The sequence below is a fragment of the Streptomyces turgidiscabies Car8 genome (assembly GCF_000331005.1).
Taxonomy (GTDB): domain Bacteria; phylum Actinomycetota; class Actinomycetes; order Streptomycetales; family Streptomycetaceae; genus Streptomyces; species Streptomyces turgidiscabies.
In genome coordinates, this window is the sequence record NZ_AEJB01000614.1 from 1 (window position 1) to 14,675 (window position 14,675).

11 protein-coding genes, 1 tRNA gene and 1 pseudogene are annotated in these 14,675 nt (G+C 71.2%); 8 read left to right on the forward strand and 5 right to left on the reverse strand.

The genetic code is table 11. The features are described 5' to 3' along the window. Window positions 1–731: 731 nt before the first annotated feature. Together STRTUCAR8_RS42460 and STRTUCAR8_RS42465 are read right to left on the reverse strand one after the other, a co-directional pair. Complete coding sequence (locus tag STRTUCAR8_RS42460; protein WP_006382614.1) at window positions 732–1,394, reverse strand: HAD family hydrolase; 663 nt, start codon at window positions 1,392–1,394, stop codon at window positions 732–734. A 198-nt stretch (window positions 1,395–1,592) separates the two neighbouring features. Then, window positions 1,593–2,174: a TMEM165/GDT1 family protein gene (locus tag STRTUCAR8_RS42465; RefSeq protein WP_006382617.1), complete on the reverse strand. Its 582-nt coding sequence runs from the start codon at window positions 2,172–2,174 to the stop codon at window positions 1,593–1,595. Between the two features lie 360 nt (window positions 2,175–2,534). On the opposite strand from STRTUCAR8_RS42465, the gene STRTUCAR8_RS42470 reads away from it, so the two are divergent. From STRTUCAR8_RS42470 to STRTUCAR8_RS42495, 6 genes and pseudogenes are all read left to right on the forward strand, one after another. Next, complete coding sequence (locus STRTUCAR8_RS42470; RefSeq protein WP_006382616.1) at window positions 2,535–3,179, forward strand: HNH endonuclease family protein; 645 nt, start codon at window positions 2,535–2,537, stop codon at window positions 3,177–3,179. 123 nt (window positions 3,180–3,302) lie between these two features. Beyond that, entirely contained in the window at window positions 3,303–5,015 is a 1,713-nt protein-coding gene (locus STRTUCAR8_RS42475) for an alkaline phosphatase D family protein (RefSeq protein ID WP_006382623.1), read from the forward strand. A gap of 134 nt (window positions 5,016–5,149) precedes the next feature. Continuing rightward, complete coding sequence (locus STRTUCAR8_RS42480; RefSeq protein WP_044473847.1) at window positions 5,150–7,168, forward strand: FAD/NAD(P)-binding protein; 2,019 nt, start codon at window positions 5,150–5,152, stop codon at window positions 7,166–7,168. Window positions 7,169–7,260: 92 nt separating this feature from the next. Further along, entirely contained in the window at window positions 7,261–7,707 is a 447-nt protein-coding gene (locus STRTUCAR8_RS42485; protein ID WP_006382620.1) for a DoxX family protein, read from the forward strand. Window positions 7,708–7,932: 225 nt separating this feature from the next. Continuing rightward, a complete protein-coding gene (locus STRTUCAR8_RS42490) occupies window positions 7,933–8,559 on the forward strand; it encodes a DedA family protein (RefSeq protein ID WP_006382625.1) in 627 nt (208 codons plus the stop codon). Between the two features lie 411 nt (window positions 8,560–8,970). Beyond that, window positions 8,971–10,952, forward strand: a pseudogene (locus tag STRTUCAR8_RS42495) (RICIN domain-containing protein). Between the two features lie 76 nt (window positions 10,953–11,028). On the opposite strand, the gene STRTUCAR8_RS42500 reads toward STRTUCAR8_RS42495, so the two are convergent. After that, window positions 11,029–11,271 (reverse strand): DUF2277 domain-containing protein, encoded by a 243-nt coding sequence (locus tag STRTUCAR8_RS42500; RefSeq protein ID WP_006382632.1) that lies wholly within the window; start codon window positions 11,269–11,271, stop codon window positions 11,029–11,031. Between the two features lie 139 nt (window positions 11,272–11,410). On the opposite strand from STRTUCAR8_RS42500, the gene STRTUCAR8_RS42505 reads away from it, so the two are divergent. Together STRTUCAR8_RS42505 and STRTUCAR8_RS42510 are read left to right on the forward strand one after the other, a co-directional pair. Beyond that, window positions 11,411–12,367 carry a ketopantoate reductase family protein gene (locus tag STRTUCAR8_RS42505; protein ID WP_044473848.1) on the forward strand — a complete coding sequence of 319 codons (957 nt, stop codon included), beginning with the start codon at window positions 11,411–11,413 and terminating at the stop codon, window positions 12,365–12,367. A gap of 100 nt (window positions 12,368–12,467) precedes the next feature. After that, window positions 12,468–12,806, forward strand: a complete 339-nt coding sequence (locus tag STRTUCAR8_RS42510) for a hypothetical protein (RefSeq protein WP_006382619.1) — start codon at window positions 12,468–12,470, stop codon at window positions 12,804–12,806. 27 nt (window positions 12,807–12,833) lie between these two features. Here STRTUCAR8_RS42510 and STRTUCAR8_RS42515 read toward each other — a convergent pair whose 3' ends face one another. After that, entirely contained in the window at window positions 12,834–14,432 is a 1,599-nt protein-coding gene (locus STRTUCAR8_RS42515) for a serine/threonine-protein kinase (protein ID WP_006382630.1), read from the reverse strand. Window positions 14,433–14,541: 109 nt separating this feature from the next. Next, window positions 14,542–14,616, reverse strand: a tRNA-Val gene (locus STRTUCAR8_RS42520). Between the last annotated feature and the right edge of the window lie 59 nt (window positions 14,617–14,675).

Consider the following 14,675-nt stretch of genomic DNA (forward strand, 5'->3'; position numbering starts at 1 on the left):
CCCCCCCTACGGCCCTGAACGGGCCTCGTCCTCAATCGCCGGACGGGCTGAAAACGCGGACCTGCGCTGAAACGTACGGCCGGTCTGCGGGGGGTGCTACGGGCCGCCACCTGACAGCACCGCCCGCACGACGGGAAGGCACAGACAGGCACCAGAAGAGCACCGCCCGGAACAGGGGTGCGGGCCTCCACCTGACAGCACTACCCGCGCGACAGAGAGCCAGGCTGGGCACCGGAAGAGCACAGCCCGAGCCCGGGAGATACCAGCCAACGCCACAACAGCACCGCCCGGAACAGGGCTACGGGCCCCCGCCCGAAGAGCACCGCCCGAGGCAGGGGTGCGGGCCGCCACCTGACAGCACTACCCGCGCGACAGAGAGCCAGGCTGGGCACCGGAAAAGCACAGCCCGAGCCCGGGAGATACCAGCCAACGCCACAACAGCACCGCCCAGGACAGGGGTGCGGGCCGCCGCCCGAAGAGCACCGCCCGAGGCAGAGGTAAAGGCCGCGCCACAACAGCACCGCCCGAGGCAGGGGTGCGGACCGGCGCCGGAGGTGCATCGGCCTCGCCGGAGGCACCGGTCGGCGCCCTCGGCGGCGGTCGGCGGCTGAAGCGGGCGCGCAGCGCCTGAGCTGCCGCCCGGCCTGGCTTGAGGCGCCGCCCGGCCGGAGAGGTTCGAGCTCGCCCGGTAATCGTGCCGAGACGGGTGGGCGGGTGGGAAGAAAAAACCCTCAACCCCCGACCCGCACCCGCAACTCCCCACCCTCCGCCCGCTCGACCCGCACCCCCACCAGATCCGGCACCACCACATCCGGCCGATGACGGTGGGCCCGCGGCCCGACCCCCACCACCCGCATCCCCGCGGAGCGCCCCGCCGAGATCCCCGCCCCCGAGTCCTCGAAGACCACACAGTCGGCGGGGTCGACCCCAAGTTCGGCCGCGCCCTTCAGAAACCCTTCCGGGTCCGGCTTGCTCGCACCCACCGACTCCGCGGTGATGCGAACATCCGGCAGCCCCAACCCCGCCGCACCCATCCGCGCGGTCGACAGCCCGACATTCGCCGAGGTCACCAGCGCGTGCGGAAGCCCCTTCAGTGAGGCCAGGAACTCGGACGCGCCCGGTATCTCCACCACGCCGTCCAGATCGGCGGTCTCCTCGGCGAGCAGACGCGCGTTGTCCGCGTAGTTCTGCTCCATGGGCCGGCCGGGCAGCAGTACCGCCATGGAGGCGTACCCCTGCCGCCCGTGCACGACCTTCATCACCTCGTCGCCGTCCAGCCCGTGCAGGTCCGCCCAGCGCCGCCAGACGCGCTCGACGACGGCGTCCGAGTTGACGAGGGTGCCGTCCATGTCGAGAAGGAGGGCGCGGGCGGTGAGCACGGTGGTGGCCGTCATCGGCAGGGCTCCAGACACAGGTACGGGACCAAGGCGGCCCCGCCCGCCGGTCAGGGAAAACGGGCGGGAGCCACTTTGTTCCTACACGGTACAAAAGAAACCGCGCCTCCCGCTACCGCCTGGGGCAATCGTTCACCGACCCGCCACCTTCCAGGCACCCCGGACCGGCCGCCCCCAGCGCCTCCCGCCGAGCCACCCCTACCCACTCACCGCCTCCCAAAGACTCCACACCCCGAGCCCCAGCATCAGCACCGCCGCGACCTTGGTGATCAGCTCCAGCGGCACCCGCTTCATCAGCGCCCGCCCGCCCACGATCCCGAGCCCCGCCACCGCCCACAGCGCGAGCACCGCGCCGAGGCCGACCGAGAGCGGGTCGTCGTAACGGGCGGCGAGGTTGGCGGTCATGATCTGCGTGAGATCGCCGAACTCGGCGACGAGGATGAGCATGAAGCCGGCCCCTGACACCTTCCAGAAGGACTGGTCCTCGGGCCGTCGCACCTCCTCCTCGTCCCCGCCCTTCTTCAGCAGCAGGACAGCGGCTCCGCCCAGGAAGAGCACGCCGGTCAGCGCGTGGACGAGCTGCTGGGGCAGGAGCGTGAGGACGCTGCCCGCCGCGACGGCCAGCGCGACATGGACGGCGAAGGCGGCGGCGACGCCCGCGAAGACGTACGAGGCGCGGTAGCGGGTGCCGAGGACGAGCCCGGCGAGGGCGGTCTTGTCCGGGAGTTCGGCCAGGAAGACGACGCCGAAGACGAGCGCCGTGACACTGATGCTGATCAAGGTTCCTCAATCGGTCGGGGCTGCCCCACCGAGAGTGCGATGACCTCACGCTGTCCGCGCTGCGACACCTCGGCACGGCAGCACACGTAAGACGGTGTGCTGCTCTGCCGAAGGTCTCGCTGGCCGGTCCGCGTGTGCGGCACCTGCCTCCGGGCGCCGGCTCAGACGAGCTGAGCAGTATGTCGACGGTCCGGCGAAGAGCTACTCCCCTTCTGCACCGGCAAGGATAACCGACCCCAGAGGGTTGTTATGTCATGCGCACGTCACTAACTTCTTACCAATCGCACATCTCGCGGCAATCAAGCGACGCAAGCATTCACTCGCTCGCGCCCAACACCCCCATCCCCCGAGGGAGTTCGCATGCCGAAGTTCTACGCGCGTCGACGGCTCAGCATACTCGCCGCGCTCACCGGTCTCATAGCCTCGGTCGGACTTCTCAACGGTCCGACCGCCTCCGCCGCTCTCCCCACCCCGGTCAGCGCCGCCACCGCCCGCACCTACCTCGCCTCGCTCACCGTGAAGGCCGAGAACCGCACCGGCTACGACCGCGACCTCTTCCCCACCTGGATCACGATCAGCGGCACGTGCAACACGCGTGAGTACATCCTCAAGCGGGACGGCTCGAACGTCGTCACCAACTCCGCCTGCACCGCCACCAGCGGCAGTTGGTACTCCCCTTACGACGGCGCCACCTGGACCGCCGCCTCCGACCTCGACATCGACCACCTGGTCCCGCTCGCCGAGGCCTGGGACTCGGGGGCCAGCGCCTGGACCACCGCCCAGCGCCAGGGCTTCGCCAACGACGTCACCCGCCCGCAGCTGATCGCCGTCACGGACAACGTGAACCAGTCCAAGAGCGACCAGGACCCGGCCGAGTGGATGCCGTCCCTCACGTCGTACCGCTGCACCTACGTCCGCGCCTGGGTCCAGGTGAAGTACTACTACGACCTCTCGGTCGACTCGGCCGAGAAGAGCGCGCTGACCAGCTACCTCGCCAGCTGCTGACCGGACACCCGCCCGTCCCCCGTTCGGCCGTCGATCGACGGTGAAACGTCTGCATCATGCACGGAACCTCCCCGCCCTTCTCCGTCGTCCGTACCGTACGGTGCGACGGAGGAGGGTGATCACGTGGCGACACTTCGCCTGGGACCGCTGCTGAGGTACGCCGACAGTTCGTCCGCGACCGTCTGGGTCGAGGCGAGCCGTCCCTGCACCGCGGAGGCCCGCTGCGCGGACGGCGCGGGCGGTGAGTCCCGCACCTTCCAGGTCGCGGGCCACCACTACGCGCTGATCCCGGTGACCGGCCTCACGCCGGGCACATCGACTCCCTACGAGGTGCTGCTGGACGGCGTCCGCGTGTGGCCGCTTCCCGACTCGCCCTTCCCGCCCTCCGTCATCCGCACCGCCGAGGACGCAGAGGCCGGGGAGGACGCAGAGGCCGGGGAGGGCGGAGAGGGCGGCGAGCGCGTGGAGGTCGGAGAAGCAGGCGACGCGTTCCGGATCGCCTTCGGTTCCTGCCGCTGGGCGGCGCCGGCCGCCGGCGACAAGGACCCGGTGGGCGCGGACGCCCTGGACACCCTGGCGGCACGTATCGCAGCCGATCCGACGGCCGAACGCCCGGACGTCCTCCTCCTGTTGGGCGACCAGGTGTACGCCGACGAGGTGTCCGACGCCACCCGCGACTGGCTGGCCGCCCGCCGCGACCTGTCCGAACCGCCGGGCGCCGAGGTCGCGGACTACGAGGAGTACACCCACCTCTACTACGAGTCCTGGCTCGACCCCGAGGTGCGCTGGCTTCTCTCCACCGTCCCCAGCTGCATGATCTTCGACGACCACGACGTCATCGACGACTGGAACACCAGCGCCGCCTGGCTGGCCGACATGCGGGAGACCCCGTGGTGGCGCGAGCGGCTGCTGAGCGGCCTGATGTCGTACTGGGTGCACCAGCACCTGGGCAACCTCGCCCCGGCCGAACTCGCCACCGACCCGCTGTACGCGGCCGTACGCGAGATTCCCGACGGTACGGACGCGGTGCGCGCCTTCGCCGCGCGGGCGGACGCCGACCCCGACTCGGTCCGCTGGAGCTACCGGCGCGACTTCGGCCGGGTACGGCTGCTGATGGTGGACAGCAGGGCGGCCCGGGTCCTCGACGAGGACAAGCGCTCGATGCTGGACCCGGGCGAGGCGGCCTGGGTGCGCGAACAGGCGCTGGCGGATCCCGGCTCCTGCGACCACCTCCTCATCGGCACCTCGCTCCCCTGGCTGCTGCCGCACCTCGTGCACGACGCCGAGGCCTGGGACTCGGCCCTGTGCGCGGGCGAACGGGGCGCGCGCTGGGCCCGGTTCGGGGAGAAACTGCGCCGCGGGGCCGACCTCGAACACTGGGCGGCGTTCCCCACCTCGTTCAACACCCTGGCCGACGTGATCGCGGAGGCCGGCTCGGGTCCCGGGGCGCCGGCGACGGTGCTCGTCCTGTCGGGTGACGTCCACCACGCGTACGCCGCCGAGCCGACCTGGCCCGAGGCCGCCGGCCCGGACGCCCGGGTCCTCCAGCTCACCTGCTCCCCGGTCCACAACGCCATCCCCCTCTACATCAAGGTCGGCTTCCGGCTGGGCTGGAGCGGCCTGGGCCGTGGCCTGGGCCGCCGCCTCGCCCGGCACGGCCGGGTCGCGCCGCCGCCGGTCGTCTGGCGCCGGACGGGCGGCCCCTGGTTCGGCAACATGCTGATGACCCTGACCGTGCGCGGCCGTTCGGCCCGGCTGCGGCTCGACCGGGTCCGGGGCGAGAAGGACAGCGGCGCACAGCTGGAGACGGTCATGGAGTCGCAGCTGAGCGGGTGAGGCATCCCACACCGGCGGCGAGCCCCGTCCCCGGTGCCGGGTTCGTGCGGACGCCGACGGCATGATGAGGCGGACCGTCGGCTTCCGGTTGGCGGTTCGCTGCCAACGCGCCCCACACGCCCGGGAGTTCCCCCATGTCTCCAGCGCCCGTAGAGCCGTCCAGGACCGTCTCCGGGAGCCCGCCCGGGCGTCTCTCCGTGTCCGTCGCCCTGGTCGGCGCCGGTCCGCGCGGCACGAGCGTGCTGGAGCGCCTCTGCGCCTCCGTGCCTGAACTCCTGGCGCCCGGTGCCCTGTTGACCGTGCACGTCGTCGACCCCGCGCCGCCGGGCGCCGGGCAGGTCTGGCGCACCTCGCAGTCACCCCGGTTGCTGATGAACACCGTGGCCTCGCAGGTGACCCTCTTCACCGACGACAGCGTGGACTGCTCGGGCCCCGTCCGACCGGGCCCGAGCCTGTACGAATGGGCGGCGCGCAACTCGCCCGAGGACGAGAGCGAGTTGGGGCCGGACGACTACCCGACCCGCGCCCATTACGGGCGTTACCTGGAGTGGGTGTTCGCGAAGGTCGTGCGCGAGGCGCCGCCCACCGTACGCGTCGAGACGCACCGGGCCCGCGCGATCCGCCTCGCCGACGCCCCCGACGGCAGCCAGACTCTCACCCTCGCGGACGGCCGCACCCTGACCGCCCTGTCCGCCGTCGTCCTCGCCCAGGGCCACCTCCCCCTCTTCCCGGACGACGAGCAGCGAGGCCTCAGCTCGTACGCCGACCGACGCGGCCTGTGCCACATCGCGCCCGCCAACCCGGCCGACGTCGACCTCTCGCGGCTCGCCCCCGGTGAACCGGTCCTGCTGCGCGGGCTCGGCCTCAACTTCTTCGACCATCTGACCCTCCTGACGACGGGCCGTGGCGGCCGTTTCGTGCGCGACGCGTCCAACTCCGGTGCGGGTGGTCTGCGTTATCTGCCGTCCGGGCGTGAACCGCGCCTCCACGCCGGTTCGCGGCGCGGCATCCCGTACCAGGCGCGCGGCGACAACGCGAAGGGCCCGTACGGCAGACACAGGCCGCTCGTACTCACCGACGAGGTGATCGCCTGCTTCCGCAAGCGCGCCGACTCCGGCGAGGCGCCCGACTTCCGCACGGAGATATGGCCGCTGGTGGCGAAGGAGGTCGAGACGGTCTACTACGAAACCCTGCTGCGGACACGGGAGCTGACGACCCGCCCGCTCAGCGGCTTCCGGGACCGCTTCCTCGCCGCACCGCACCGCGACCCCCAGGAGGCGTCCGTACTCGACGAGTTCGGCGTACCGGAGGCCGACCGCTGGTCCTGGGCGCGGATGTCACGGCCGTACGCCGGACAGGTCTTCCCCGATACCGCCGCCTGGCGGAGCTGGGTGCTCGCACACCTCCACGAGGACGCCGCCCAGGCCGAACTGGGCAATGTCGACGGGCCCGTGAAGGCGGCCCAGGACGTACTGCGCGACCTGCGCAACGAGTTGCGGCTGATCGTCGACCACGCCGGGCTGCCGGGCGGTTCGCGCCGGGATCATCTGGACCGTTGGTACACCCCGCTCAACGCGTTCCTGTCGATCGGGCCGCCCCGGCGACGCGTCGAGGAGCTGGCGGCGCTGGTGACGGCGGGCGTGGTGGAGGTACTCGGCCCCCGGCTCGACGTACGGGCCGGGGACGGGGCCTGGGTGGCGCACTCCCCCGACGTCCCGGGCTCGGCCGTACGCGTGACCTCGCTCATAGAGGCGCGGCTGCCGGAGCCCGATCTCCGCCGGACGGCCGACCCCCTCCTCGCCGGCCTGCTGCGGACGGGCGGGGCGAGGCCCCATGTGATCGACGGCCACGAAACCGGTGGACTGGACGTCACACCGCGCCCCTATCACCTGATAGACCGTCAAGGCAGTTCACACGCAAGGAGGTTGGCGTTCGGAGTGCCCACGGAGGGCGTGCACTGGGTGACGGCGGCCGGGGCTCGACCTGGCGTGGATTCGGTCACACTTTCGGACGCGGATGCGGTGGCGCGGGCCGTGCTGCGCTTGACCTCAAGTGCGGCCCCACGTGCGGAAACTGTGAAGCCGGAAGGGCAAACAGAGGGCCATTTGGAGACCAGGCAGTGGCCAAATGTTGAACTTGTAAGCATCGATTAGGCCCCCCTACGGTGGATTACCCGCTCGGTTCCGCCCCCAGGACCGATCCGTCCCCCGACGGAACGATCCCGACCGAAGGAGACATCCCCCACATGTCCGCTCGCCTCAACAAGGCACAGCCCTACGCCATCGGCCTCTTCCGGATCGTGGTCGGCCTGCTCTTCGCCTGCCACGGCGCCCGTTCGCTCTTCGGCGTCCTCGGCGGCGGGGAGACGGTAGCGGCCGGCACCTGGCCCGGCTGGTACGCGGCCGTGATCGAGCTGGTCGGCGGCACCCTGGTCCTGCTGGGCCTCGGCACCCGCGCCGCCTCGTTCATCGCCTCGGGCGCGATGGCGTACGCGTACTTCGACGTGCACCAGCCGAGTGCCCTCATGCCGATCCAGAACCAGGGCGAACTGGCCGCCGCCTTCTGCTGGGCGTTCTTCCTGCTCGTCTTCACCGGCTCCGGCGCCTTCGGCGTGGACCGGTTCCTCGCGAAGCGCTCGTCCGGCGCCTCGAAGTCGAAGGAGTCGCGGGAGAAGACCCCGGTAGCGGTCTGATCCGTCACCACCGGCCGGTGCCCGTCCCCGTGCCCGGGGGCGGGGCGGCGCGCTCCGGGGTGAACCGCGCGTCAGGGTGAACATCGTGTGCCGAACACATGAGCCCCCCGTGGATCTCCTGTCAGACCCCCCGCGTACGCTGTATGGCTGTCACACGCCGCCCGCCGCTCCCCCGCGAGGTAGCGGCACGGATCGGGCCGACGGGGGAGTTTCGGGGAGTCTGCGGTGCTTGAGAGTGTGGGGTCACTGACCGGGACCCCGTGGATCTACGCCCTGGTGGCCGTGTCCGTCCTGCTCGACGTCCTGTTGCCGGTACTGCCGAGCGGTGTCCTGGTCATCACGGCCGCCACGGCGGCCGCCGCCGGTTCGGGCGCGGCCACCGGGCAGGTGCCGCAAGAGGTCCCCGACATTCTCGCGCTCACCCTGTGCGCGGCCACGGCGTCGGTCCTCGGCGACCTGGTGGCGTACCGCCTCGCCTGGCACGGCGGGGCCCGGCTGGACCGCGCGATCGCCCGCTCCCGCCGCCTGACCAGCGCGCAGGAACGTCTCGGCCAGGCCCTCGCGCACAGCGGCGGCATCCTGGTCGTCGTCGCCCGCTTCGCCCCGGCCGGCCGCTCGGTCGTCTCCCTCGGCGCGGGCGCCGCCCACCGCAGGGTCGGCGAGTTCCTCCCCTGGTCCATCGTGGCCGGCCTGGCGTGGGCCGTGTACAGCGTCGCCCTCGGCTACTTCGGCGGCCAGTGGCTCGGCGCCACCTGGCTGGCAACAGGCGTCTCCGTAGCAGCCCTCTTCGCAGCAGGCGCAGGAGCAGCCTTCCTGATGCGCCGCCCCCGGGTAACCCGCGCACACGGGTAGCCGGCCCACGAACAAGGGGCGCATACCCAACGGACGCTGAGGAAACGCGCCCTTCAGGGGCGCGAGGAACCGCGCGACAAGCCACAACGCACCCGCAACCTCCACCGCCCCCCTCTGGCGCGCCCGGGCGCGCCCTTCAGGGGCGCGGGGAACTGCGCGACAAGCCACGACGCACCGGCACCCGCAACCCCACGGAACCCCCACCCCCCTCAGGCGCTCCTACCCACCCCAACCCCTCAATTCCGCCCCGCAATCCCCCCGGCGGAAAACCAACCTCTGCCACACCCGTTGACTTCAACCCCCTGCCGCTCTACTTTCAGCGCGCCCCCTCGTTCGGTTCGCCGATCGTAGTTCGACATATCGACCAAAGACCCCGGGAATCGCAACGCCGCGCCCCCGGCAAGGAGCCGCATGTATCCCCCGCCGCGCTCATCCCTCCTCGGCCGCACCGCCATCCGCACCCTCGCTCTCGCGACCGCGGCGACCGCCGCCCTCCTCTTCGCCCAGCCGCAGGCCGAAGAAGCGACCCCGCTCGACAACACCGCCCCGGTCGCCGCCTCCACCCGCCAGATACCGGTCCCCGCCGCCCCCATGGGCTGGGCCTCCTGGAACAGCTTCGCCGCGAAGATCGACTACAGCGTGATCAAGGGCCAGGTCGACGCGTTCGTCGCCTCCGGGCTGCCCGCGGCCGGGTACAAGTACGTCAACATCGACGAGGGCTGGTGGCAGGGCACCCGGGACAGCGCCGGGAACATCACGATCGACGAGTCCGAGTGGCCCGGCGGCATGAAGGCCATCGCCGACTACATCCACAGCAAGGGCCTCAAGGCCGGCATCTACACCGACGCGGGCAAGGACGGCTGCGGCTACTACTACCCGACCGGCCGCCCCGCCGCCCCCGGCTCCGGCAGCGAGGGCCACTACGACCAGGACATGCTCCAGTTCTCGCAGTGGGGCTTCGACTTCGTGAAGGTCGACTGGTGCGGCGGTGACGCCGAGGGCCTCGACCCGGCGACCACCTACCAGTCCATCAGCGACGCGATCACCAAGGCCACCGCCACCACCGGCCGCCCGATGACCCTGTCGCTGTGCAACTGGGGCCGGCAGAACCCGTGGAACTGGGCCCCCGGCCAGGGCGCGATGTGGCGGACCAACGACGACATCATCATCTACGGCAACAAGCCGTCCATGAGCAACCTGTTGACGAACTACGACAGGAACGTCCACCCCACCGCCCAGCACACCGGCTACTACAACGACCCGGACATGCTGATGGTCGGCATGGACGGCTTCACCGCCGCCCAGAACCGCACCCACATGGACCTGTGGGCCATCTCCGGAGCCCCGCTCCTGGCCGGCAACAACCTGGCCACCATGACCACCGAGACGGCGAACATCCTCAAGAACCCCGAGATCGTCGCCGTCGACCAGGACGCCCGCGGCCTGCAGGGCGTCAAGGTCGCCGAGGACACCACCGGACTCCAGGTCTACGGCAAGGTCCTGTCCGGCACCGGCAACCGTGCCGTCGTTCTCCTCAACCGCACATCCTCCGCCCAGAACATGACCGTCCGCTGGTCCGACCTCGGCCTGACCAACGCCGACGCGACCGTCCGTGACCCGTGGGCACGCGCCAACGTCGGCTCGTACGGCACGAGTTACACGGTCAGCGTCCCGGCCGGCGGCTCGGTCATGCGTACGGTCACCGGCGCCACGGAGGCGGCGAGCAGCGCGTACGAGCCCTCCGCCGCCGGTTACACCGCCGTGAGCGCGGCGAACACCGGTGTCGCGGTCGCCGACTTCACGTACACGAACGACACGAGCACGGCCCGTACGGCGACCCTCAAGGTCAACGGCCAGACGGCCACCAAGGTGTCCTTCCCGCCGACCGGCTCGACCCCTGGCACGATCTCCGTCCAGGTCGCCCTGTCCAAGGGTGCCGCCAACACGCTCGCCGTCACGGGCGGCCCGACCCTGGGCACGCTGACCGTCCGGCCGGTTCCCGGCACGAACGGCAACCTGGTCGTCGGCAAGCAGTCCGGGCGCTGCCTGGATCTCTTCACAGCACGATCACCAACGGCACCCAGGCCGAGCTGTGGGACTGCAACGGCGGCTCCAACCAGGCGTGGACGTACACCTCCCGCAAGGAACTCGTGGTGTACGGCAACAAGTGCCTGGACGCCTACGACAGCGGCAAGACCAACGGCACGAAGGTCGTCATCTGGGACTGCCACGGCGGCAACAACCAGAAGTGGAACGTCAACACCGACGGCACGATCACGAACGTCAACGCGGGCCTCTGCCTGGACGCGTACGGCGCGGCCACGGCCAACGGCACCCAGATGGTGCTGTGGGCCTGCGGCACGGGCGACAACCAGAAGTGGACGGTCAGCTAGTGGCGTAGCGGCTCAGGGCCCCGGCCGCTCGGCGGCCCGGTGTCCGAGCCGATGACCTCGCGGCCCGGTGCGTGTCCTAGGACGCGTGCCGGGCTGCCGCCGTACCACCTCCGCCGCGCACCTCGATGCCGGCCAGCAGTTCGGCCGTGGCCGCCGCGATGACATCGACGGCGTGTTCGAAAACCTCGCGGTTGTGGGCGGCCGGCGCCCGGAAGCCGGAGACCTTCCGGACGTACTGGAGGGCGGCGGCCCGCATCTCCTCCTCTGTGGCCTCTTCGGGGAGTACGGGTGGACGAAGGGTCTTGATGCTGCGGCACATGCCTCCAGTCTCGCGCGTACGAGGCGATCCGCGCCGCCCGCATGCTGAAAGGGGAGTGCCGTACGGCCGTACCGGCTGCGATCATGCTCCGCGAAGCGGCTACCTGTCAGGAGCCGACCGAGGAGAGGTTCGATCAGCCATGCCCACGGACACACCCGCACCCGTCCACGTACACGCACAGCAGGCCCCGCTCACCTTTGCCGTACTCGGCCCGGGCGGCGTCGGCGGCCTGCTCGCCGCCCTGCTCTCCCGTGCCGGTCACCGCGTGATCTGCCTGGCCGGGGACGACACCGCTCGCACGCTCCGCGAAGGCGGAATCCGCGTCCGCAGCGGCCTCTTCGGGGAGTTCACGGCGACCGTGGACGCGACGGCCGGGTTGCCGGAGGCGTCCGGCCCTCTCGGCGGGGTCGACGCCGTCCTCGTCGCCGTCAAGCACACGACCCTCGACGCGGCCCTGACACGCGTCCCGGCGCAGGCGCTGGGCGACGCCCTGGTCGTACCGTTCCTGAACGGCGTCGAACACCCGGCCGCACTGCGGGCCCGCTACGGCGCCGAGCGCGTCGCCCCGGCCGTGATCCGCGTCGAGTCGACCCGTACGGCACCCGGCGTGATCGAACACGCGAGCCCCTTCGTGGAGATCGACCTGGCCGGTGACCCGGTACCGCGCGAGCGACTCGACGCGCTGTCCGCCGCCTTCACGGCCGCCGGACCGGCCACCCGCGTCCTGCCCGACGAGGCGGCGGCGCTGTGGGCGAAGATGTCGTTCCTCGCCCCCTTCGCCCTGCTGACCACCCTGCACGGGCTCCCGCTGGGCGAGGTCCGCACCCGCCACCGCGACGAGCTGACCGCCCTGGTCGAGGAGACGGCGGCGGTGAGCCTGGCCTGCGGCGGCCCGTCGGACCCCACCCAGGCCATGGCCCGGTACGACACCTTCCCCCCGGCCACCAGGTCGTCGATGCAGCGCGACGCCGAGGCGGGCCGCCCGCTGGAGCTGGACGCCGTCGGCGGAGCCCTGCTGCGCGCCGCCGAACGGCACGGGGTTGACGTACCGGTGGCGACCCGGGTCGTGCGGGAGCTGGCGACCGGGACCGCCTGACCTGGCGCGCCCCGGCCCGCGCCACTCGTTCGTGTGAAGTGGAGGAGGAAGTACCGGAAGGAACTCGCATCACAAAATCGAACAGGCGTACCATTAGCGCGTGGCGACGACCTATGACTTCCCGAGTGACCTCCTGGCCGGTCAGGAGGAGCTGCATCAGGTCCGCGCCGAGCTGTCGGCACTGCTGAAGCGGCTCCCCTGGTCGGTCGAGCCGCTGGAGGGTTTCAGTGACACCGGCGGCTGGCGCAAGGTGGAGCGCCCCGCGTCGCCGGGCTGGACGGCCGACGAACAGGCCGAGGTGGAGAAACTGCGGCGCCGCGAGCACGAGCTCGCGGTGTTCGTGAGCGGCCACCGTTACTGGGCCGAGGTCACGGGACCGGACCGGGTGGACGCGCGCACACGGCTCAAGCACGCGCACGAGGGCGCGGAGGACGCCTGAAGCCGGGGTCCGGTCGGTGGTCCGACCTCAGGAGGTGGTGCGGAAACCTTCCCGCACGCGGTCGAAGACCGGCCGGTAGCTGTCCCACTGCTTCTCGGGCGCCGAGACGTAGATGTCGTACTCCCGGCCGCCCTCCTGCCCGAAGCCGAGGTTGATGCCGTGGAAGACGCGCTCCCGGCCCTCGATGGTGAACTCCCAGATGGCGGCCTTCTGACCCCGGTAGGCCGTGCGCTGCATATAGAGCTTGCGGTACTTGTCCCCGGGATAGTTGATCTTCGTGTTCGCCTCGATGTCCTTGAAGTGCGCCAAGGGATCGCCGGCGGGATCGATCATGCCGATGGTGATGCTGGCCAGGCGGGTCTCGTCGATGTAGACGATCCCGTCGGACGTCCGCTTGTTCAGCGTCCAGCCGTCCGGCACCGGGAAGGCGACGCCGAGGGTCTTCTCCGTGACGAGGTGGTAGCCGTCGGGAACGGGCGAGGGCGTGTACGTCGGGGTGGGGCTCTCCTCCGAACCCGCGCCCTGCGTGTGTGTTTCCTTGCCGGCCGAGTTCAGGTAGTGGACGCCGCCCGCCGTGCCTCCGGCGACGAGGATCACCGCGACCGCGCTCCAGAGGACGGTACGGCGCCCGCGCCCGCCTCGGGGCCGCACGGGTGCCGCGTTCTGGGTGCCGGTCCTCCTCCGTGTGCCGCCCGTACGGTCGGGATCCTGGCCCGGAGCCGGTGTCGACACCGGGACGGACGCCGTCCACGCGCGCGGCTCCGTGTCCTCGGTCACCGACCGCAGCGCCAGTTCCGTCTCCTGGGCCGAGGGCCGCTCGGCCGGATCCTTGGCCAGCAGGGCGCTGATCAGCGGTTCCAGCGGGCCCGCCTGCTTCATCGGCTCCAGGGGGGCGGTGACGATGGAGTACGCCGTCTCGACCGGCGTGAGCCTGCGGAACGGCGGCTGTCCCTCCACCGCCTGGTAGAGGGTCGCGCCGAGCGCCCAGAGGTCGGAGGCGGGGCCGGGGGTGTCGCCCTGGATGCGCTCCGGTGCCATGAAGTCGATGGAGCCGACGATCTCGCCGGTCCGGGTGAGGGTGCTGGTACCGGTCGCCGTGGCGATGCCGAAGTCGGTGAGGACGACCCGGCCGTTCTCGGTGAGCAGCACGTTGCCCGGCTTGACGTCACGGTGCAGTACACCGGCCTCGTGGGCGGCCCGCAGCGCGCCGACCATGCCCCGGCCGATACGGGCGGCCTCCTCGGGCGAAACGGTTCCGCCGCTCTTGAGCAGGGCGCTCAGCGTGGTGGAGGGCACGTACTCCATGACGATGCACGGCAGCCCGTCGTCCTCGACGACGTCATGGACGACGACCACGTTGGGGTGCGCGATCCGCGCCGCGCTCTGCGCCTCACGGCGGGTGCGCTCGTACATCAGGGCCAGCTCGTCGTCGGCGAACCGTGAGTCCTCGTGCAGACGCTTGAGCGCGACCCGGCGGTTGAGCATCTCGTCGGCGGCCAGCCAGACCGTGCCCATGCCGCCCCGGCCGATCTGCTCGGTCAGCCGATACCGCCCGGCGATGAGCCGTCCCTCGTCCGACACCTGCGACACGGCAGCCTCTCTGATCTCGCCGTCACTGGCGCTCACGATATCCGGCAGGTGTAAAAGGGTGATCAGAAGGTCACGTACACCACACCTCGCGCACGAAGAGGCCCCCCGGCGAAACCGCCGGAGGGCCCATCGTCTGCGTTGATCCTGGTGGGCGCGGACGGTTTCGAACCGCCGACATCCGCCTTGTAAGGGCGGCGCTCTACCACTGAGCTACGCGCCCAGGACGAGTCGTCAGCCTACATTGCCCGAGGCCCTGCCCCGCAAACCCGTATCCGCCCC